Below are 21,627 nucleotides of genomic sequence, written 5' to 3'. Positions count from 1 at the left end.
AAGGTACATTGCAGTGGCATCGTACTTTAGCTTTTTTATTTTTATTAAATTTTTGCCTATATAAAAAGTCAAAATAATTTCTTTACTGAATTAATTGTTTTATAATACAAAAATCCTGTTGTGGTATTTTATTTTATTTGTCCGAAAATAACGAAAAAACACAAAATTATAACATTTTGATTATTTGTTGATTTTAATCCACTATTAGGCTAAAGTGTTCAAGTATATTATTTCAAATGTCAGACAACAGACCATGGAGTTTATTGTCAGAATATTTATTAATCGGGAGGATTTCAAATGTATTCAAAAGAAGAAATCGTGAAGTCCGTTCCTCAAACTGGTTTTGTCGGTCAACCTAAAGGGTTGTTTACACTATTCTTTACAGAGTTTTGGGAACGTTTTTCATATTATGGTATGCGTGCCATTCTACTATTCTACATGTACTATGCAGTTAAAGATGGTGGATTAGGACTAGATCGTACGCAAGCTAACATCATCATGTCGATTTACGGTTCATTAATCTACATGTCAGGTATTATCGGCGGGTGGATCGCTGACCGTATTACTGGTATGCGTAAAGCGATATTCTACGGCGGAATATTAATTATGATTGGTCATATACTATTGGCCTTGCCGCTTGGTGTAACAGCATTATACTTATCGATGTTCTTTATCATCATTGGTACTGGTCTATTAAAGCCAAACGTTTCATCAGTAGTTGGTGACTTGTATGCAGAAAATGATGCACGTCGTGATTCAGGATTCTCTATTTTCTATATGGGGATCAACATGGGTGGTTTCCTGGCACCTTTATTAGTTGGTTTATTCCAAAAAAACTGGGGCTTCCATGCAGGATTCAGTGTTGCTGCAATAGGTATGTTCATCGGTCTGGTTGTTTACTTAATGTCACAAAAGAGCCTTGGTTTAGCAGGTTCTGTAGCACCAAACCCACTTTCTGATAAAGAGAAGAAAACGACAACTCGTAACTTCACAATCGGTGGTTTAATTATTGTAATTTTAGGGTTTGTAGCTTACCAAACAGGTAACGCTAGCATTGAAAACTTCTCATTATTAATTACATTCTTAGGTGTAATGATTCCTACGTTATTTATTATTTATATGTATCGTAGTCCAAAAACAAATGCAGATGAAAAATCTCGTCTATTAGCATATATCCCATTATTCATTTGTGCGGTAATGTTCTGGGCGATTGCTGAACAATCTTCAACAGTTATTGCAACGTTCATCGATACTCGTACAAACTTAAATTTATGGGGCTTTGAAATTCCGGCTGCATGGTTCCAGTCATTTAACCCGTTATTCATCATCATTCTAGCGCCAATGTTTGCGTTTATGTGGACGAAATTAGCGGATCGCGGACCATCAACTCCGAAGAAATTTGCTTTATCTTTATTCTTTGCAGGTATTTCATTCTTCGTAATGATCGCAGCAATCGTTTTAACTCCGGAAGGTACGTTAGTAAACCCACTTTGGGTTGTATTCTCAATCTTCCTGTTAGTATTAGGTGAGCTATTGCTTTCACCAGTTGGTTTATCAGCTACAACGAAATTGGCACCAGCTGCATTCGCAGGACAAACAATGGCGTTATGGTTCCTGGCATCAGCTGCTGCACAAGCAATTAACGCACAGTTAGTTCGAGTTTACGGAATCGTATCTGAAACAACTTATTTCGGTGTGTTAGGTGGTTTATCAGTTGTATTAGGTGTTATTATCCTACTGATTTCACCAATCATCTCTAAAGCAATGCGCGGTATTAAATAATTACCAAACCTTTATTTACAGAAATTCTGTAAATAAAGGTTTTTTCTTTTGCCTAATAAGGAATAATAAAAGTTAACTACTTAAAATGGTAGCATGTGGTATATAATGAGATTGGGATGATACTTAAAGAAGCGCTACAAAATCTTTCAGTAAAAAAGTATCGATTCTTCACATGAACTTCTTTTGGCGATTGTCAAAAACTTTTGCCGAAAGAGACCTATTTGGGTTAATTTCGCTACATTTGGTCGAAAATAACCGGGGTAACCGATATATGTAGAACATTCCCGATGGTTACACATCTTTTTCAAAAATCATGCAACAAAGCATGATTGCGGAGAGACACTAAGTAAAGCAAGGCGTTTTAAAGTATGAAGAATAGTAACTATAGGGGAGGCAGAATTATGTTAGAATCAGTGACGATTAAAGAATTAACGACAATTGAACAAATTGAAGAGGCACGTAATCTAGAGCATGAAATTTGGGCTGTCGGCAGCATTCCGGTACATCAGACAATTGCAACGATTCGCAATGGCGGGATTGTACTTGGTGCATATTTAAATGACGAAATAATTGGTTTTAACTATAGTTGCCCTGGATATATGGATGAGAATATATACTTATATTCCCATATGATTGGTGTAAAGCGTAATTATCGTGAGCAAGGCGTTGGAGAACTGCTTAAAAATTACTTAAAGGATATCGCAATCGAGCGCGGTTACAGAACTTGCCGCTGGACATTCGATCCACTTGAAGCGCGCAGCGGATTTTTAAACTTCTCAAAGTTGCGTGGTTACAGCGATACTTATATAGAAAATTGCTACGGTGAAATGGAAGACCCGTTTAATCGGGTATTACCTACAGACCGTCTTTGTGTAGAGTGGCAACTTGTTGATAATGATTACTTGCGCTGGGATGCGAAAGTGGAGGAATTACTGGATGAAGCAAAGCCTGTAGTGAATTGGGAAGAAAATATGGTAGGTCTTCCGACATTGGATCCGGAACAAAAGTTTGATAAAGAAGAGGCGCTTATCCATGATGCCTATCTGTTGCCGATCCCTACGAACTTCCAGAAAATCAAAGTGGAAAGTGTTGCTTTAGCAGAAGATTGGCGCTATAAAACAAGACATATTTTACAGGCAATGTTCGAGCAAAATTATAAAATAATTTATTTAAATAAAATAAATGATAATATTAGCCATTACTTGTTAGTAAAGCGTTCATTATTTGCTCTTTAATCAGTGAATGATGAGGCAGCTAAATATTATTAGGAGCAACAAAGATGAAATTAGTAGAAGTGACAATACATGAACTAGTGATGCGAATGAAAACACCGTTTACGACAAGCTTAGGGACGATGCAAGACAAGCGTTTTTTAGTTGTAGAGGCGACGGATGAAAGTGGTGTAGTCGGCTGGGGCGAGGGTGTTGCATTTGAAGAGCCTTCCTATACAGAAGAAACTTTTAAAACTTCACTTCATGTATTGGAGGATTTTTTAATCCCTGCATTACTCGGGGAAGAATTAAAGCATCCGGATGATGTGTATGAGCGATTCCGAACTATTCGGCGCAATAACATGGCGAAAGCATCGATTGAAGGAGCGGTATGGGATATTTATGCCCAATTGACGAACCAATCGTTGGCATCGGCTGTTGGCGGAGTCCAGGAAAAAATTGAAGTTGGAATCAGCATCGGTTTACAGCCTACAGATGAACAGCTGATTCATACAATTCAGCATTATTTGTATGAAGGTTATAAGCGGATTAAAGTAAAAATCAAACCGGGAAAAGATATTGAGCTGATCCGAACAATACGGCAAGCATTCCCGGCAATTCCTTTAATGGCAGATGCAAATTCTGCATATACATTGGATGATATCGATCGGTTAAAAGAGCTGGATGCATTTAATTTAATGATGATGGAGCAGCCATTAGCGCATGACGACATCATCGATCATGCCACATTGCAAAAGCAACTAAAGACACCGATTTGTTTAGATGAAAGTATTACTTCGTTAGAGGATACGAGAAAAGCGATTCAACTAGGCAGCTGTCAGGTGGTAAATATTAAAATTGCACGAGTTGGCGGTATTAGCGAGGCGAAGCGTATCCATGACTACTGTATGGAACACCATATTCCTGTGTGGTGCGGGGGAATGCTGGAAGCGGGTATCGGCCGTGCGCAAAATGTAGCACTGACGAGTCTTGCAAACTTTATAATGCCTGGGGATACCGCTGCTTCTGAACGCTATTGGCATGAAGACATTATTCAACCGGAAGTAACTGTTACAGATGGCTACATTACTGTCCCAAAAACAAAAGGGCTTGGCTATAATGTAAACCGTGAAGCAATAAATAAGTACAGTGTAAATAAAAAAACATATCGCATGTAAATGTGAGGCCACAATTTTAATAGTTGTGGTCTTTTTCTACTCAATTTTTCTTCCTATTAGAATACATACGGGATGTTGTAAATAAAACGGAGAATCGCTCTAAAAGTGCATTTTTCAGTCTATTCCTCTTTTAATACTCCTTATTATAAATTGTCTGTTTGATTTTCATTATTAGCAATTATATAATGATGTAGGGAAAGAGATGATTCTCATTTTCATTTAGAATTTACGTCATATATAAAAATCTAAAATATATAAAGAATAGTGGGAGAATGTAATGAGACTTTGGATGCTCGTAGCAGCGACCATCGTTCTGTCCTTTTTATCATTATTTATTGGTGCGATCGATATTAAGCCATCTGATTTATTAGATTGGGAATCAGATAAAATGCAAATTTTCTTAATGAGTCGAGTACCACGATTGATGGCAATTATACTTGCCGGGGCAGGGATGGGTATTTCTGGATTAATTATGCAAAGCTTAAGCCGTAACAAATTCGTATCGCCGACAACGTCCGGTACACTCGATGCGGCAAAGCTAGGTATTGTTGTATCAATGATATTTTTCACAAGTGCAGGATATATGGAGAAGATTCTCTTCAGTTTTGCATTTGCACTAATCGGTATGATGATTTTCATGCGTCTACTTGAAAGCATTAAATTCAAGGACGTTATTTTTGTGCCCCTTATCGGGATTATGTATGGAAATATTATTGGTGCCATTTCAACATTTCTTGCGTACGAGGCCGATGTGCTGCAAAGTGTGGATACATTCTTCCTAGGGAGTTTTACACTTGTTGTATCAGGCCGCTATGAACTGCTTTATGTAGCAGTCCCTGCAATTATCCTTGCGTACTTGTATGCCAATAAGTTTACAGTGGCTGGTATGGGGGAAGATTTCGCCAAAAATCTTGGATTAAGCTATCGTACCGTATTAAATCTCGGTTTAGTACTGGTAGCGATTATTTCTACAACAGTTGTTTTAACGGTAGGGATTATACCTTTCCTGGGATTAATCGTACCGAACCTGGTTTCATTATATATGGGGGACAATTTACGTAAAACAATTCCGCATACAATTTTCTTAGGTGCAGCATTCCTGTTAATGTGTGATATTTTAAGTCGTTTAATTGTATACCCGTTTGAAATTCCAGTAAACACGACAGTTGCGGTAATCGGCAGTGCGATCTTCTTAGTAATGTTGTTTAGGGGGAAAGCATATGCGAAAAAATAGTACGAAGCTAATACTTTTAGCAATTATCGCACTGGTGTTTATTGCGTTATTTGCTTTTTATAATATTCAAGGCGGCTTTAGCTATGCCTTTCCAAAGCGTTTGGAGCGAATAGCGGCAATGGTGATTACTGGTACGGCGATTGCCTATGCGACCGTTACATTCCAGACAGTTACACATAACCGTTTACTGACACCTTCCATGATGGGTGTCGATTCGATGTATGAAGTAGTGCAGACGGTTATTTTCTTCTTTGCAGGCTCTGCATCTATCTTTGTAGTGAGTCGTTATTTAAACTTTGGTTTATCCATTGTGGCGATGGTACTTTTCGCCCTGATTTTATACCGGTTCTTATTCCGGGCAGATAAACATCCGATATTCCTGCTTTTACTTGCCGGGATGATAATCGGAACATTGCTCGGCAGTTTTGTAACTTTTTTACAGGTAATTATAGACCCTGTAGAATATGAAAGCTTACAGTCTCGTTTGTTTGCTAGTTTCATGAATGTGAAAACAGAGCTGTTGCTTATTGCTGTCATTATTTTAGTGGCATCATTTATTTACGGTTACCGTTTATTGCGTGATCTGGATGTAATGTCGCTAGGTCGGGAGAATGCAATAAACTTAGGTGTAAATTATGATAGAATAGTATTGAAAGTATTAATTTTATCTTCAATTTTAATTGCAACATCTACAGCCCTGGTTGGTCCGATTACATTTTTAGGGTTAATCGTCTCAAACTTGGCTTATCAGTTTTTTGCTACGTACAAGCATTCGGTTTTAATAGTCGGTGCGAGTTTAATTAGTATTATTGCACTTGTCGGTGGGCAGTTCCTAGTACTGCATGTATTCCAGTTAAGTACGACGATCAGCGTTATTATTAACTTTGTCGGAGGACTTTACTTTATTTACCTAATACTGAAGGAAAGTAGGAAAGCAGGATGATTGAAATTAAAGGGCTTTCTAAAAGCTTTGGAAAAAAACCGGTCGTTGAGGATGTCTCATTAACTATACAGCCGAAAGCAATCACTTCATTTATCGGACCGAATGGTGCAGGAAAATCAACATTATTATCAATGGTAAGCCGATTGCTTGATGCAGATACAGGTGAAGTATTTTTAGATCAAAGTGATGTAAAAAAAATGAAGTCCAATGATTTTGCGAAACGTGTCGCTATTTTACGCCAGTCAAATCATTTAAATGTGCGTTTAACAGTTCGTGAACTTGTCTCATTTGGGCGTTATCCATATTCGAAAGGCCGTTTGACTCCGGAAGATGAACAGCATATTGACCGTGCTATTGAATATATGACATTGGGTGAGATGGAACATAAGTTTTTGGATGAACTATCAGGCGGTCAAAAACAGCGTGCCTTTATCTCGATGGTCATCGCTCAGGATACGGAATATATTTTATTGGATGAGCCATTGAACAACTTGGATATGAAACACTCTGTTCAGATTATGAAAATTTTACGCAAGCTTGTCGATGAGTTGGGCAAAACAGTAGTAATTGTTTTGCATGATATTAACTTTGCTTCCGTGTATTCAGATCGCATTGTCGCATTGAAAGATGGACGCCTTGTAAAAGATGGTCCAACAAATGAGATTATTAACTCAGAGGCATTAAGAGAAGTTTACGATATGCATATTCCGGTGCAGGAACAAGACGGCTGTCGTATTTGCGTATATTTTAATTCACATAGTTAATTATAAATGGAAATAAATGCATAAGTTTTCTCGCTTATGCATTTATTTTGTAAATTTAATTGAGAATGAATATTAGTTTCAGAATATTCGTTGACAACTATAAGCAGTTGATTTACACTAACGTTAGTTAATTGAAAACGATTATCACTCTCGCTTGAGAGAACAGTAGGAGGAAAAGTAATAATGAAAAAGTGGAAATTTTTAACGGCAGCAGCATTAACATTAATGTTAGCAGCTTGTGGTTCAGATGAAGAAACATCGACAAAAGATGAAGCAAACGAACCAGCTAAAACAGAAGAGACAACTTCAGCTACAGAAGCTTCAGCTTTCCCGATGACAGTTTCTTCATTATCAGCAGGCAGTGAAACAGAAGATGGTAAGTCCCTTACTTTCGAAGATGTTACATTTGAAGAAATGCCAAAAAACATCGTAGTATTTGACTACGGTTTCTTAGATACACTTGATGCATTAGGTGTTGAAGGTATTGTAGGTATCGCTGCAAACGGCGGTAAAGGTAACTTCCCTGAGCATTTAAAAGAAAAATATTTAACGGATTCAGTTGTTGACGTTGGTTCTTTAAAACAAATTGACTTCGAGAAAGTAGCAGCTGCTAATCCGGATGCTATCTTCATCTCAGGTCGTCAAGGTTCATTCTATGAAGAATTAAAAGAAATTACACCAAACGTAGTCTTCATCGGTTCTGATAACTCTAACTATGTTGATGGCGTATTTGAAACAGTTGATTTAGCTGCTGAAATCTTCGGCAAAGAAGAAAAAGCTGAAGAATTAAAAACTGCTTTACAAGAAAAAGTTGACGCTGTAAAAGAAAAAGCAGCTGGTTATGAGAATGCATTAGTAGCAATGTACAACGATAAAAAAATCTCTGGTTTCGACAACGGTGAAGATTCTCGTTTCGCATACGTGTACAATGACTTTGGTTTCAAACCATCAACTACTGACATCAAAGCTTCATCACACGGTTCTGACTTCTCTTATGAATCAATTCTTTCTGTAGATCCGGAAGTATTACTAATCATCGACCGTACAGCATCTGATGTAGACACAATCAAAGCTGATATCGAAAATGATATCATCAAACAAACTCGTGCATACAAAGAAGGTAAAATCGTTTACCTTGATGGCGTAAACTGGTACTTCTCTTCTAACGGTGTAACAACTGAAGCAGAGAAATTAGATGAAATCTTAAATGAATTAAAATAAGATGGAAATATGGCATGTCTCTTAACTGGAGGCATGCCATTTTTAAAAGAGAGGGGAACTAAAATGTTTGTACAAATCCGTAAATGGATCGTAACAGAAGGCAACTCTGATAAAATTATTGAGCGCTTCAGCAAAAAACCAGGTCAAGGACCATCAATGCTTGAACAACGTGAAGGCTTTATTGGACGTGAACTGCTAGTAAAAAATGTTCGACGTGGTGAAGAGGAAGTTGTAATGATTATTCGTTGGGAATCAGAAGATGCATGGAAAGCCTGGGAAAAGAGCCCGGAGCATATTGCAGGCCATAAAGCGAAAATCAAAGAGCATGGCGGTAAACCACCAAAACCGGAATTCGTGATTTCGATGGAGCACGGAAATTATACAGTTGTGGAATAATGGATGCTTAAAGAGTAATCTACTTTGCAGTTTTTTTGCAAAGTGGATTTTTATTTTTTTGTCTATTACATATAATAATAGGGTAAGTAAAGTAACAGTTTGACTGAAGAAAGTAGGTGTTTATTTGAAAAAGGGATTTTCTATTTTGGCAGTTGTTACATTCATAATATTTATGATTATTGCACTGAATTTTGATACAGCAAGCTTTGAGGCATTCGATTTAAAAATCCGTTCATTATTATTTGGGAATAGTTTCGTTATTTTATTTCATAATTTAGGAGAAACAAAATTTATTATAGTGGCAACCGTCATTATACTGCTGTATTTAGCGATCTTTAAAAAAGATTTTCGCGGTGTGCTTTTTGTCCTACTTACAGTTGGTGTTGGAAATGGTCTAAACCAGCTTTTAAAGCGTATTTTTGCAAGACCACGTCCGGAAATTGAAGATCAGCTTTCGTCGTTTAGCTTTCCTTCCGGCCATGCGCAAATTAGTGTCATGTTTCTATTGACGCTGGCATACTTGATTTCGAAATGGCTGAAAAACAAGAGATGGGATTTTATTACATACACTATAATGCTGATTTTAATTTTTTTAGTAGGATTATCACGTATAGCGGAAGGGCGCCATTATGCAACAGATGTTTTAGCAGGATGGAGCATCGGGTATACTTGGTTTATGGTATGCGTATTATGGTATGAGTCAAAAAAACATAAATAGAAGTACCGGGATTCCTGATAATTAGGAATCCCTTTTTTAGTAATATTGATTTGGTTTCCTGCATAAGATGTTTCCTTATTGAAAAAAGTTGCGCAAAGGAAACATTGTGCGTATAATGTGAGAAAAGAATTATAAAGAAGGAGAATAGTATGGATGAGAATGTATTATTAGCGCTTGGCTTAACATTATTTGCAGGGCTTGCTACCGGTATTGGCAGCCTAATCGCATTTTTTACAACACGCACAAATAAGAAGTTTCTTTCGATTGCATTAGGATTTTCGGCGGGCGTTATGATTTATGTATCGCTTGTAGAAATTTTTGTGAAAGCGAAAGATGCTTTAGTAAACGTACATGGTGAAACAGTAGGGTATTGGTACACAATCATCGGCTTTTTCGGAGGGATGCTTGTAATTGCCTTAATTGACCGCTTTATTCCGAAAGGGAAAAATCCGCATGAAGTAAAGTCTGTAGAAGATGTTCAAAAGGCTCAACTGACCGGAAATGAAGATGTAGAAGCGGACCGCCTCATGAAAATGGGATTATTTACAGCGCTGGCAATCGCAATCCATAACTTTCCGGAAGGTATTGCAACATTCATGGCGGTACTTCAAGATCCGAATGTCGGAATAGCGATAGCAATTGCGGTAGCTATTCATAACATCCCGGAAGGTATTGCGGTAGCCATTCCTATTTTCTATGCAACAGGGAAGCGTATGAAGGCATTTAAATGGTCTTTCGCCTCTGGTTTGTCAGAGCCGTTAGGTGCATTGATTGCCTACTTAGTACTAATGCAATTTATGACAGATACATTGTTCGGTATAGTTTTTGCTGGTGTTGCAGGGATTATGGTATTTATTTCGATTGATGAACTGTTGCCCGCTGCTAAAAAATATGATGAAGCACACTCTTCTATTTACGGATTAATAGCAGGTATGGCAGTAATGGCCATCAGTTTAGTAATGTTAACTTGATTTCCTCACAAAAAAGCCAGCATCTCTCCTACAAGGGGCATGCTGGCCTTTTAGGTATTAAAGCTTCGGTGCCTATTGGCGGAATAGAAGCTTTAACCCTTTTTTATTAAGATGCGGCTGTTACATTTTCGGATGCAACAGTAAATGTTGTATTTGGATATTCACTTTTTTCGATTTCATCAAGCAATGCGACAGCAAAATCAGCATAACTGATATAACTGTTAAATTGCGAGTTTACTAAAATTTTCTCTTCGCCTTTAATATAATGGCCGGTACGTGGTCCATCTGAATCGAACATAGCAGACGGGATAGCAAAGGACCATTGAATTGAAGAATTTTCTAAATCACGCAGGTTCTGCAATTGAGCCTTTGCTGCGACAGCAAGGTCTTCTGGATAATCCTCGAGATCCATAAGACGAACTGTTTTTTCACGGTCAACAAAAAGGCAGCCTGAACTACCGATAACAAATAATTTTTTTTCTGTACCTTCCAATAAGGAAATTAAATGTTCACCGGCATCTACATGCAGATGTTCCTCTCCTGGTAGTGGAGCAAAAGCATTAATTAAAATATCGAAAGGAGCGATTTGTTCCTTTGTTAATTTAAATAGGTCGCTTTCAATGATATTAATATTATTTTCTTGGACTGTTGCTTTATTTTTTACAATCGCTGTCACATCGAACTTTCGCATGATTGCTTCTCGTAATATATGAGTCCCTGCCTTACCCGCAGCCCCAATAACTGCAATTTTCATAAACATTACCCCTTTCTAACAGTAGATTTATTAATATACCCATATTTAACGGGAATTATGCATAAAAGACAAAATTACATATAAAAAAACAAAAAATGTACGCTATTCGAAATTGAATAACGTACATTAACTATCATTATGAGCTTGTTATCTATAACTTTGTAAATTAATTAACTGTGACAGTTGAGCCCGATGGTGATGCAGTTGTTGCTACCACTTGGTGATCCGGGAATTGCTGTTGCATTGAAGCGACAAATTGTTCGGAAATAGCGGACGGAATCATCGAGATTAAAGTTGGCCCAGCACCGCTTAAAGCTGTTCCATATGCGCCAGCTTTTTTTGCTGCTTCGCGAATCTCATTATAAGAAGGAATAAGATTTGCTCGGAAAGGCTCATGGAAAAGATCTGCTTCCATATAACGCCCGATTCGTACATAATCCTTCGCAATAAGGGAAGCGGCGAGCATATTTGCATTGGCACTTGCCCGCACTGCATAACTTCGCTGCAGCTGTTCCGGTAAAACACCACGTGATGCCGCAGTTTTAAGTTCAACGTTCGGAATGAAGACAACGAATGCTGCATCCATTTCCCGAATATGAAGTGTATCGACAATTCCTGCTTCATCCATTGAAGAAATCGTCAATCCGCCTAAAACCGAAGCGGTCGCATTATCAGGATGACCTTCAATCTGAGAAGAAATATTCAGTTTATCCTGTTGCGATAATTTCAGATTTCCTAAAATATCGGCTAATTCTATAGCACCGACAATTGCAGCCGCACTGCTGCCGATTCCACGTGCAAGCGGGAGCTCACTCGTCATTTCAATTTTACATGGAGGCAGCACGGCATGATATTGCTGTGCCACTTGCTGCGCTATCGTATAAATTAAATGTGTTTCGACTGTCGTATCAGAGGGCACATTGTCACCAATATGCACAAATTCCCACTCGTCTTGTAATGTGACATCCAATGTTAAATAAAGTGAAAGTCCAAGACCGATGGAATCAAATCCAGGACCTAAATTTGCTGTACTGCCAGGAACTTTGATTTGCCACTTCTTACTCATAGACTAAATACGCCCTCGATGTAATTACGGATTTCCTGCTCATCATTTTGAAGTGAGACAAGGTCTACTGTCGAAACATTCATCGCTGTATCTGGGTCCTTTAAGCCGTTTCCGGTAAACACTGTAACAACACGACTGCCAGCAGCAATTTTACCTGCTTTTACAGATTTAATGACACCAGCTAATGATGCTGCCGAACCAGGTTCAACAAAGATCCCTTCTCTGTTGGCGATTAGTTTATAAGCATCTAAAATTTCATCATCAGTTACTGAGTCAATTAAACCGCCTGACTCATCACGGGCATTTTCAGCGAACTTCCAGCTTGCAGGGTTTCCGATACGAATCGCTGTTGCTACCGTTTCCGGGTCTGCAATTGGTGCTCCTTGCACGATAGCAGCGGCACCCTCTGCTTCAAAGCCGTACATTTTAGGAAGACCACTTTGTTTTGCTTCATTATATTCTTTGAAGCCTTTCCAGTAAGCTGTAATATTCCCCGCGTTCCCTACAGGAATACATAAGTAATCAGGAGCTTGACCTAGTTGATCAACAATTTCAAAAGCCGCTGTTTTTTGACCTTCAATACGATATGGGTTTACAGAGTTCACAAGTGCAATCGGAGTATTTTCACTGATTTTGCGCACAATATTTAATGCATCATCAAAGTTGCCGTCAATTTCAATAATTTTTGCACCATACATGCAAGCTTGTGCCAATTTACCGAGTGCTACTTTGCCTTTGGGAATGACAACGATTGACTGGATGCCTGCACGAGCAGCATATGCAGCCGCTGCCGCAGATGTATTGCCTGTCGATGCGCAAATGACAACTTTAGAGCCTTCTTCGATAGCTTTAGCAACAGCAAATACCATCCCGCGGTCTTTAAATGAACCGGTTGGGTTAGCGCCTTCAATTTTTCCGTATAACTCAATTCCAAGTTCTTTAGATAAATTTACTAATGGAATCAATGGTGTATTTCCTTCGTTTAGTGATAATGCAGGTGTATTTTCAGTAACAGGTAGGTACTGTTTATATTCTTCGATAAGACCTTTCCACATAGATAATAAACTCCTTCTGTTCTCGCTAGGTGAACATTTGTTTTTGTATACAAGACATTTTATACCTATGTGTTCCTTATTTCAATAGGAATTGTTAAATTGTCGGAACAATTCGTTAAGTTAAAAAAATGTTGTCACTTTTAAGAAATAAATGTATGATAGTAACGTTGTTAAGTCAAGTGTAAAGACACATGGAAGGTGGAAAAGTAATGTCGGTGGAAACAAAGGAACAAAAGCCCCTATCACGTAATAAACTTCTACGTATAGCAGGGGTTGGATGGATGTTCGATGCAATGGATGTCGGAATACTTTCTTTTATCATTGCAGCACTTGCCGTTGACTGGGGATTAAATAGCAGTCAAATGGGTTGGATTGCAAGTGTAAACTCGATCGGAATGGCTGTTGGTGCGTTGTTTTTTGGTGCACTCGCAGATAAAGTTGGACGTAAACAAATTTTTATGTGGACACTCATAATATTCTCCGTTGCGAGTGGTTTATCCGCATTTACAACAACTTTGACACTATTTTTAATTTTACGGTTCTTTGTTGGCATGGGGCTTGGCGGGGAATTACCTGTCGCATCAACACTTGTATCTGAAAGTGTAAAAGCTGAAGAACGCGGAAGAGTTGTCGTTTTACTAGAAAGTTTTTGGGCTGGAGGCTGGCTAATCGCCGCACTTATTGCCTATTTCGTTATACCGGCTGAATTTTGGCCAATTGAAGGATGGCGAGTTGCATTATTAATTACGGCAATCCCTGCATTTTATGCAATTTATATAAGAATAAAATTACCGGACTCTCCACAGTTCAGGGTAAAAGAAGAATCGAAAAAACGTTCAGTTTTTCAAAATATCGCCACATTATGGGAGAAAAAGTATGCACGTTCTACACTAATGCTTTGGATTTTATGGTTTGCAGTTGTATTTTCTTACTATGGCATGTTTTTATGGTTACCAAGTGTAATGGTTGGCAAGGGGTTTGATCTAATATCTAGTTTTAAATATGTATTAATCATGACTTTGGCCCAATTACCAGGTTATTTTACAGCTGCTTGGTTCATCGAAAGGTTTGGGCGCAAATTTGTATTGGTTACATATTTATTAGGAACGGCAGCAAGTGCATTTGTATTCGGTGGTGCAGAAACGATTGAAACATTATTAATTTCCGGTATGTTGCTTTCCTTCTTCAACTTAGGAGCATGGGGTGCCTTATATGCGTATACACCTGAGCAATATCCGGCAATTGTACGCGGGACAGGAGCTGGTATGGCGGCAGCAATAGGTCGTGTAGGAGGTATTTTCGGACCGTTATTAGTTGGGACACTGCTGACAAAAGGCTTTGATATTAGCTATATTTTCGCGATTTTCTGTGTAGCGATTGTCATTGGAGTGCTAGCTGTTATTTTTTTAGGAAAAGAAACGAAGCAAACAGAACTACTATAGTTGTAAATTATGCGTATTAAAATGCTTTTTATAATAATAAATAGGAACCTGTGCTAATAAACAGCGCAGGTCTTTTTTTATATCTGCAAGCTGTAAAAAAATACCTAATAGATAAATGAATATAACAGTTTTTTAATAAGAGTTTATTTATAAATTATAAATTTTACAAATGTATGTCAATTTCCTATCCGAATTTTTATATTCTTTAGTATGCTAAAGTTTTTTCAGAAAACTCGTTGAATTCTATTATTATTCATGATAATGTATTTTTTATTATTAAGAATTTAGCGCACGTAAAGTTACATGAATGAGTGAGGTATTATTTTAAAAAAAATATAAGAAAGGGAGATGGAGAGTTTGACTATTTGCGAAAATATTAAGAAGAAGTATATTCGTCTTTCTAAGGGGCAGCGAAAAGTTGCACAGTTTGTTATGGATAATCCGAATTTAGTTGGGACACATACCGCCTCCGAAGTAGGAAGGTTAGCAGATGTAAGTGAATCAACTGTAATCAGATTTTGCTATTCAATGGATTTAGCAGGTTTTAGTGAGCTCCAAGATAAATTGAAGGAATACTTAATGGAAAAAGGTGAAGCAACCGAATCTAAACAAGCGATGCCTGTAAAAAAAATCCGTAATCATATTGGAGCGGACATTGTAAAAAAAGATATCGCCAACATTTCAAAAACATTCAACCAGCTAAAAGAGCAGGATGTTGAAGAAGTCGTACATTTATTACATACAGCGAAGAAAATCCACTTTTTAGGTTTCAGACAATCGACACCAGCTGCATTTTGGATGTACAGCAATGTCAACAGATTGAGAAATCATGTTCATTTTATTCCCCATGAGGCAGATAAAATTGCACAACAACTGGCATATATGGACGAAGATTCATTGCTTTTCGTTATATCGCTTGATGAAGAGTATGAAGATATGGCAACAACAGTAGAAATCGCTAAAAGAAAAAATGTGAAAATTGTTGCAATCCGTAACGAAGAGCTTACATCTCAAGCGGAACCGGCTAACCCCGTACTTATTGTTCCAAATACAAAAGAAGACGGAGTTACATGTACAATTGCTATTTTCTCTCTTTTGCATATATTGGTAGAATCAATGGTAAGCCAAAACCCGCAGCAATATGAGCAATATACTAAAAAGACAAAAATCGCGGTCAGTGCGTCTAATTTAATAGCAATCAGCTAAAACTGTAATGGCTAACTCACAGCCGTTACAGTTTTCTTTTTGCTAAACAATATTGGTAAATCTTCTGTTTTTCACTTTCTGAACATTATGTTAAAATGAAGAGCGAAAAGCATTTAATAGGAGGCTCACTCATGAGTAAAACATTAGTTTTCGGACATAAAAATCCAGATACAGATACAATCACTTCAGCGATTGTTTATGCATACTTAAAACAACAATTAGGTGTAGATGCAGAAGCAGTTCGACTTGGTGAATTAAATAACGAAACAAAGTATGCACTAGAAAAATTCAACTTTGAAGCACCGCGTCTAATCGCTAACGTAAAAGATGAAGGAGCACAGGTAATTTTAGTGGATCATAATGAGTTCCAGCAATCAGCAGATGGAATCGAAGAAGTACAAATCACGGAAGTTATCGATCATCACCGAGTTGCAAACTTCCAAACAGCTGACCCGGTATATTTCCGTGCGGAGCCTGTAGGTTGTACAGCAACAATCTTAAATAAATTATATAAAGAAAATAACGTGGAAATTCCGGCTAATATTGCTGGTTTAATGCTTTCTGCGATTATTTCGGATACATTACTATTCAAATCGCCAACATGTACAGAGCAAGATGTGAAAGCTGGTGAAGAACTGGCGGCAATTGCAAATGTTGATACGGCACAATATGGTTTAGCTATGCTAAAAGCAGGTGCAGACCTTTCGGATAAATCATTGGAAGATTTATTATCATTGGACGCAAAAGGCTTTGAATTTGGTGAGTATAAAGCGACGGTTGCCCAAGTAAATGCGGTTGATATCGAAGACGTTCTTGGACGCCAGGAAGAGCTTGAAAACTTATTGAACAAAAATATAGCTGATAACGGCCTGGATTTATTCTTCTTTGTCGTAACAGATATTTTAAACAATGATTCAACAGCAGTTGCAGCTGGACAAGTTGCAGAAGAAGCTGCGAAAGCTTTCGGTGCAACAATTGTCAATGGCCGCATCAGCTTACCAGGCGTTGTATCACGTAAAAAACAAATCGTTCCCGTTTTAACTGAAAACTTAAAATAAAAAATGATCCGGTAACTCTTTTAAGAGTTACCGGATTTTTTCATTTTTAACGGGTAGACGGCAGGACCTTCAATAACCTCGCCTTTTGCGTTATAGCGTGATCCGTGGCAAGGGCAATCCCATGTATCATCTGCAACATTCCATCTTGTTTTACAGCCAAGATGTGTACATTTCGGTGCATCCGGTCTGTCGATATAGCCTTTTACAAGCTCTTTTCCAATCATCCCGCCCGTTTGCAGCATAAAGTAAAAGGTCTTCCCGAAATTCGAACGATTCGGTGAGTATAAAGCAGTTGCCGGGTTTGCAATTCTTTTAATAAGATCTGTAAGCAATGTTCCGGCAACAAGTGAAGAAGAAAGCCCCCATTTGTTGAAACCCGTTGCAATGTACAAACTGTCATCACTTGGGGATAGTTGGCCGATATATGGAATCTGATCTGCAGTCATAACATCCTGTGCACTCCAGCCGTATTCATATGGCGGAAGCTCAAAGTCTTTTGTTAGCTCATGCTGCAATGTTTCGTAAAACGGGTCTGTATCGCTCGTCGATCCGGCTGTATGTGATTGTCCGCCGTAGATGAAGTAGGGCTGATTATCGATCAGTGCTGTTCTGATAGTACGGCTTTGCGCATCGATACTTAAATATTGGCCTTCCAACAGCTGTGAATATTTAGTTGCTGTCAGGTAAGAACGTTTAATTTGCAGCTTCATCGAATAAAGCTGACGAATCGATTCAATCGGATAATGAGTGCATAAAATCAGCTTTTTATAATGCACAGTATGGTCATTGCTTGTATGAAGGCAATTTTTGGACATCTCTAATTTTGTAACCCTCGTATTTAAATAAAGTTGAGCTCCATGTTTTCTTGCTAAATGGACATACGTATTTGTGAACTGTACTGGATTGATCTGACCTTCATTTTTAATGCCGAGCGCAAGTTCTACAGGAACCGAAAGTTCGATTTCTTTTGTGGCTTCAAAGGGAATGCCGATTTTTTTATAGCTTTCCGCCTCATTTAACAGCTGCTCTTTCCCTTGTGGGGTAGCTGTATATACATAGGAAGTAGCACGGGAAAAGCTTGTGCTATTTTCGGAGGCGGCTTGTTCAATAGCTCGCTTATTCGCCTCGTAGTAAATTTTCCCGTCTTCTTCACTTAGTTTTGAGTAAATGAGGTTATGCTGCACTGTCAATTTTCCAGTCGAATAGCCGGTTGTTCCTTGTGCAAACTGAGGCATTGCTTCGATAAGAACGACACTAAGCCCCTCTTTAGCAAGCGAATAGGCAGTATAAATGCCACTAATCCCTCCTCCGATTATGCATATGTCGCAGTTGATCGATTCTTGAAGGGTAGGGGCAGCAAAATCTGAATGTGTTGGGAGCCAGAGCGATTGTTTCAAAATATCACCTTTTTATTTTTTAGCATTGGGCATTTGACGAGGATTTATTCAGGAGTTGTCACATATTAAATATTTCCGGGCCAGAGGGGTAGTTTCAAACATTGTACTTTTGTATTGTTGCTCGCTACAATACAAGACAAGGAGAGTGATTAGCATGAAAATCGAAGTATGGTCCGACTATGTATGTCCTTTTTGCTATATCGGCAAAAAACAATTGGAAATCGCATTAGATGAACTTGGGTATGGAGAGGCGATTGAAGTATCATATAAAAGCTATTTATTAGATCCTTCTACACCTGTTGATACAACAAGCTCTGTATACGAAGAATTGTCCCGAAAGTATCAAATTTCATTAGATGAAGTGAAGAAAATGACAGCAAATGTTACAGCACGTGCCAAAGAAGTTGGGCTTGAGTACAATTTTGATGATATGAAAAGTGCAAACACTGTAAAAGCGCACCGTTTAGCAAAATGGGCTGAAACGGAAGGGAAAGAACAGCAGTTCACAGAGCGCGTTTTAAAAGCCTACTTTTTAGAAGGTGAAGCAATTGGGCAAACTGATGTATTGCTGACATTGGCAAAAGAAGTCGGCTTATCTGCAGAAAAAGCGCGTCAAGTTATTGAAAGCGATGAGTATATGGAACAGGTACAGCAGGATATTGCGGTAGCTCAAAATCTTGGTGTACGCGGTGTACCTTTCTTTGTCATTGATAATAAGTATGGAATTTCAGGTGCACAGCCACAGGAAGTATTTGAACAAACAATTGAAAAGGCAGCGCAGGAAAGTGGTTTGCGTAAGCCCTTGAAAATGCAAGGGGTAGACGGGGCTGCGTGTACTGACGATTCTTGTGATATTTAACAGGAGTTCACGTGGTGTTAACGGGAAATTTTACCTAGATTCGTATTTTTATATAAAAGTGAAATAGGAATTCAGACTAAAGTATGAGGGCAATCTAATTGATTTTTTTAGGTTGTTCTTTTATTATATATAAGTACCTCGAATTTGAGATATTTTAAAACAAGATAAAAATATTCAAAAAATAAATAAGATTGAAATAGTAGGGAGAAATGAAAATGACAAACGTATTAGTAGTAAAAGCAAATAACCGTCCGGACGGCGTATCAACAAAAATGTATGAAACATTCATGGCGGAAGTAGCGAACGTTGAAGGTTTAAACGTAACATCTTTTGATGTATTTGAAGAAAATATGCCATATTTTGGCCAAGAACTATTCAATGCATTCGGTAAAGCACAAGCAGGCGAAGAATTATCAGCAATCGAAGCAGGTTCATTAGCTGCTTTCAATAAATCTCGTGAAGCATTAACAGCTGCAGATGTAGTAGTATTTGCATTCCCATTATGGAACTTAACAATTCCAGCAGCATTACAATCATTTATCGATTACACTTATGGCGCAGGTTATTCATTCAAATACAATGAACAAGGTCAATTAGTAAGCTTAATGACTGACAAAAAATATATCGTATTAAACGCTCGCGGCGGTATTTACTCAACACCACAAGCATCTGCTTCAGAAATGTCTGTAAACTACATTAATGCAGTTATCGGCGGCGTATATGGTATGGAAAAAATTGATGAAGTTATTATCGAAGGTCATGCTTCGAATCCAGCTGGTGCTGAACAAATTATTGCTGATGGCTTAGAAAAAGTAAAAGCTGCAGCGCAAAACTTGGCAAAAGTAACAGCTTAATTTAATTATTCATATAGTAGAGAAGGGTTGCTCACAAAGTTGTGGGCTCCCTTCTTTTTTTAGTCGGATAACAGCGTGTCTTAAGGTAAAATGTCACTTGGCAGTAAGCTACTTACTTTTCGTAATTAATGAGAAGTGGTAATATAATAAGTAGCAGTTAAATAAATTTAGTTTTAGAGTAGTGAATATGAGGTGAAGAAAATGAAAGAATCAGCACTATGTCCGCGCCTGTCAAAAGCAATGGAGCTTGTAGGAAAACGCTGGACAGCTTTAATTATTTATCAATTGTTGGAAGGGCCTCAACGTTTCAATGCAATCGAAGCAGCATTACCGATTAGTGGACGCTTACTGTCGGAGCGACTAAAGGAACTCGAAAAAGAAGGTATTGTTGAACGGAAAGTGTTTTCAGAAGTACCGGTTCGTGTTGAGTATAATTTAACCGATAAAGGGCGTTCACTTGAACAAACTGTGAGAGAAATTGAAATATGGGCGAAAACTTGGTTATAAATCTTGCTGTTTTACTTGTAAAAAGCGTTATAAAAACAGATACTTAAAAAGTACGTCAGCTTTACAGGAAAGGAAAATGTTTTTTATGACAATTCAACAGTGGGAAAATGATTTATTACAATGGATTCCTTCAACTAATATAAAAAAAAATGAAACATTAAAAAAATATACGATGACAAAACTTGGCGGTAAGGCAGATATTTTAGTACTGCCGAAAACTGAAGAGCAAGCAGCAGCAGTCGTTAAGTATGCATACGAAAATAATGTACCGCTACTCATGCTGGGGAACGGCTCCAATATGGTCGTACGTGATGGCGGGGTACGTGGTATCGTCCTGCATTTTGCTTTACTGGACGAAATTCGCATTGAAGGTGAAACGGTTTATGCTCAAAGTGGGGCATTGATAAAAGAAGTATCCAAACAAGTTGCAGCTCAAAGCTTAACCGGTTTTGAGTTTGCATGTGGTATTCCAGGTTCAATAGGCGGAGCAATGGCAATGAATGCAGGTGCGTACGGTGGTGAAGTTAAAGACATCGTCACATCATGTAAAGTATTGACACCGGAAGGAGAGGTTCTTGAGTTGAACAATGAGCAACTAGAACTTTCTTACCGTAAAAGCATCATTGCTAAAAAAGGCTATTTTGTACTGTCTGCTACGTTCCAATTAGCACATGGTGATCAAAAGCAAATCGATGAGAAAATTGCCGATTTAACATTCCAGCGTGAATCGAAGCAGCCGCTTGAATACCCTTCAGCAGGCAGTGTATTCAAGCGCCCGCCAGGTTATTTTGCAGGTAAGCTTATTCAGGATAGTGAATTGCAAGGTAAAGGTGTCGGAGGGGCAGAAGTTTCTACAAAGCATGCAGGATTTATCGTCAATAAAAACAATGCCACGGCAAAGGATTATATTGATACAATTCAAATGGTACAGCGTGTTGTAAAAGAGAAGTATGATATCGACTTGGAAATGGAAGTAAAAATTGTCGGTGAAGACTAATCTTGGATGATATA

The 21,627-nt window shown here is 38.1% G+C and carries 21 protein-coding genes; 17 read left to right on the top strand and 4 right to left on the bottom strand.

What is annotated here, in order from left to right; all coding sequences use genetic code 11:
• Nucleotides 1-297 precede the first annotated feature (297 nt).
• The 10 genes from MKY27_RS16545 (at nucleotide 298) to zupT (ending at nucleotide 10,418) form a co-directional block, all read left to right on the top strand.
• Complete coding sequence (locus MKY27_RS16545; protein WP_339196398.1) at nucleotides 298-1,782, top strand: peptide MFS transporter; 1,485 nt, start codon at nucleotides 298-300, stop codon at nucleotides 1,780-1,782.
• 401 nt (nucleotides 1,783-2,183) lie between these two features.
• Nucleotides 2,184-3,017, top strand: a complete 834-nt coding sequence (locus MKY27_RS16540) for a GNAT family N-acetyltransferase (RefSeq protein ID WP_339196397.1) — start codon at nucleotides 2,184-2,186, stop codon at nucleotides 3,015-3,017.
• Nucleotides 3,018-3,061: 44 nt separating this feature from the next.
• Nucleotides 3,062-4,171: an o-succinylbenzoate synthase gene (menC, locus tag MKY27_RS16535; protein WP_339196396.1), complete on the top strand. Its 1,110-nt coding sequence runs from the start codon at nucleotides 3,062-3,064 to the stop codon at nucleotides 4,169-4,171.
• Between the two features lie 277 nt (nucleotides 4,172-4,448).
• A complete protein-coding gene (locus MKY27_RS16530) occupies nucleotides 4,449-5,405 on the top strand; it encodes an ABC transporter permease (protein WP_339196395.1) in 957 nt (318 codons plus the stop codon).
• Nucleotides 5,392-6,348: an iron chelate uptake ABC transporter family permease subunit gene (locus tag MKY27_RS16525; RefSeq protein ID WP_339196393.1), complete on the top strand. Its 957-nt coding sequence runs from the start codon at nucleotides 5,392-5,394 to the stop codon at nucleotides 6,346-6,348. Before MKY27_RS16530 ends, MKY27_RS16525 begins: the two co-directional genes overlap by 14 nt.
• On the top strand, nucleotides 6,345-7,112 hold the full coding sequence (locus tag MKY27_RS16520) for an ABC transporter ATP-binding protein (protein ID WP_008405841.1): 768 nt from the start codon (nucleotides 6,345-6,347) through the stop codon (nucleotides 7,110-7,112). The genes MKY27_RS16525 and MKY27_RS16520 overlap by 4 nt, the downstream gene beginning before the upstream one ends.
• A gap of 183 nt (nucleotides 7,113-7,295) precedes the next feature.
• Nucleotides 7,296-8,333 carry a siderophore ABC transporter substrate-binding protein gene (locus MKY27_RS16515; protein ID WP_339196391.1) on the top strand — a complete coding sequence of 346 codons (1,038 nt, stop codon included), beginning with the start codon at nucleotides 7,296-7,298 and terminating at the stop codon, nucleotides 8,331-8,333.
• Between the two features lie 63 nt (nucleotides 8,334-8,396).
• On the top strand, nucleotides 8,397-8,729 hold the full coding sequence (locus MKY27_RS16510; protein WP_339196389.1) for an antibiotic biosynthesis monooxygenase: 333 nt from the start codon (nucleotides 8,397-8,399) through the stop codon (nucleotides 8,727-8,729).
• A 124-nt stretch (nucleotides 8,730-8,853) separates the two neighbouring features.
• On the top strand, nucleotides 8,854-9,447 hold the full coding sequence (locus MKY27_RS16505; RefSeq protein WP_339196387.1) for a phosphatase PAP2 family protein: 594 nt from the start codon (nucleotides 8,854-8,856) through the stop codon (nucleotides 9,445-9,447).
• Between the two features lie 149 nt (nucleotides 9,448-9,596).
• Nucleotides 9,597-10,418 carry a zinc transporter ZupT gene (gene zupT / locus MKY27_RS16500; protein WP_339196385.1) on the top strand — a complete coding sequence of 274 codons (822 nt, stop codon included), beginning with the start codon at nucleotides 9,597-9,599 and terminating at the stop codon, nucleotides 10,416-10,418.
• A 106-nt stretch (nucleotides 10,419-10,524) separates the two neighbouring features.
• Here zupT and MKY27_RS16495 read toward each other — a convergent pair whose 3' ends face one another.
• The 3 genes from MKY27_RS16495 to thrC all read right to left on the bottom strand — a co-directional run bounded on the left by MKY27_RS16495 (nucleotide 10,525) and on the right by thrC (nucleotide 13,293).
• Nucleotides 10,525-11,172: an NAD(P)H-binding protein gene (locus MKY27_RS16495; protein ID WP_339196383.1), complete on the bottom strand. Its 648-nt coding sequence runs from the start codon at nucleotides 11,170-11,172 to the stop codon at nucleotides 10,525-10,527.
• A gap of 166 nt (nucleotides 11,173-11,338) precedes the next feature.
• A complete protein-coding gene (thrB, locus tag MKY27_RS16490) occupies nucleotides 11,339-12,238 on the bottom strand; it encodes a homoserine kinase (RefSeq protein WP_339196381.1) in 900 nt (299 codons plus the stop codon).
• Complete coding sequence (gene thrC, locus MKY27_RS16485; RefSeq protein ID WP_339196379.1) at nucleotides 12,235-13,293, bottom strand: threonine synthase; 1,059 nt, start codon at nucleotides 13,291-13,293, stop codon at nucleotides 12,235-12,237. The genes thrB and thrC overlap by 4 nt, the downstream gene beginning before the upstream one ends.
• A gap of 209 nt (nucleotides 13,294-13,502) precedes the next feature.
• Between thrC and MKY27_RS16480 the strand changes: the two genes are divergently transcribed.
• The 3 genes from MKY27_RS16480 (at nucleotide 13,503) to MKY27_RS16470 (ending at nucleotide 16,999) form a co-directional block, all read left to right on the top strand.
• Nucleotides 13,503-14,735 (top strand): MFS transporter, encoded by a 1,233-nt coding sequence (locus tag MKY27_RS16480; protein WP_339196376.1) that lies wholly within the window; start codon nucleotides 13,503-13,505, stop codon nucleotides 14,733-14,735.
• A 357-nt stretch (nucleotides 14,736-15,092) separates the two neighbouring features.
• Nucleotides 15,093-15,941, top strand: a complete 849-nt coding sequence (locus MKY27_RS16475) for a MurR/RpiR family transcriptional regulator (RefSeq protein WP_339196374.1) — start codon at nucleotides 15,093-15,095, stop codon at nucleotides 15,939-15,941.
• Nucleotides 15,942-16,072: 131 nt separating this feature from the next.
• Nucleotides 16,073-16,999, top strand: a complete 927-nt coding sequence (locus tag MKY27_RS16470; RefSeq protein WP_339196372.1) for a manganese-dependent inorganic pyrophosphatase — start codon at nucleotides 16,073-16,075, stop codon at nucleotides 16,997-16,999.
• A 20-nt stretch (nucleotides 17,000-17,019) separates the two neighbouring features.
• Here MKY27_RS16470 and MKY27_RS16465 read toward each other — a convergent pair whose 3' ends face one another.
• On the bottom strand, nucleotides 17,020-18,396 hold the full coding sequence (locus tag MKY27_RS16465) for an FAD-dependent oxidoreductase (RefSeq protein WP_339196369.1): 1,377 nt from the start codon (nucleotides 18,394-18,396) through the stop codon (nucleotides 17,020-17,022).
• 154 nt (nucleotides 18,397-18,550) lie between these two features.
• Between MKY27_RS16465 and MKY27_RS16460 the strand changes: the two genes are divergently transcribed.
• The 4 genes from MKY27_RS16460 (at nucleotide 18,551) to murB (ending at nucleotide 21,613) form a co-directional block, all read left to right on the top strand.
• The gene (locus MKY27_RS16460; protein WP_339196366.1) at nucleotides 18,551-19,255 is read left to right on the top strand and encodes a DsbA family oxidoreductase; all 705 of its coding nucleotides are present in this window, start codon (nucleotides 18,551-18,553) and stop codon (nucleotides 19,253-19,255) included.
• Between the two features lie 215 nt (nucleotides 19,256-19,470).
• Nucleotides 19,471-20,109, top strand: coding sequence for an FMN-dependent NADH-azoreductase (locus MKY27_RS16455; protein WP_339174101.1), 639 nt, complete (start codon nucleotides 19,471-19,473; stop codon nucleotides 20,107-20,109).
• A gap of 201 nt (nucleotides 20,110-20,310) precedes the next feature.
• The gene (locus MKY27_RS16450) at nucleotides 20,311-20,616 is read left to right on the top strand and encodes a helix-turn-helix domain-containing protein (RefSeq protein WP_339174098.1); all 306 of its coding nucleotides are present in this window, start codon (nucleotides 20,311-20,313) and stop codon (nucleotides 20,614-20,616) included.
• An 85-nt stretch (nucleotides 20,617-20,701) separates the two neighbouring features.
• Nucleotides 20,702-21,613: a UDP-N-acetylmuramate dehydrogenase gene (murB, locus tag MKY27_RS16445; RefSeq protein ID WP_339174095.1), complete on the top strand. Its 912-nt coding sequence runs from the start codon at nucleotides 20,702-20,704 to the stop codon at nucleotides 21,611-21,613.
• Nucleotides 21,614-21,627: the final 14 nt, after the last annotated feature.

The sequence above is a fragment of the Solibacillus sp. FSL R5-0449 genome (genome assembly GCF_037975215.1).
Lineage (GTDB): Bacteria > Bacillota > Bacilli > Bacillales_A > Planococcaceae > Solibacillus.
This window is presented reverse-complemented; position numbering and strand designations above follow the sequence as displayed.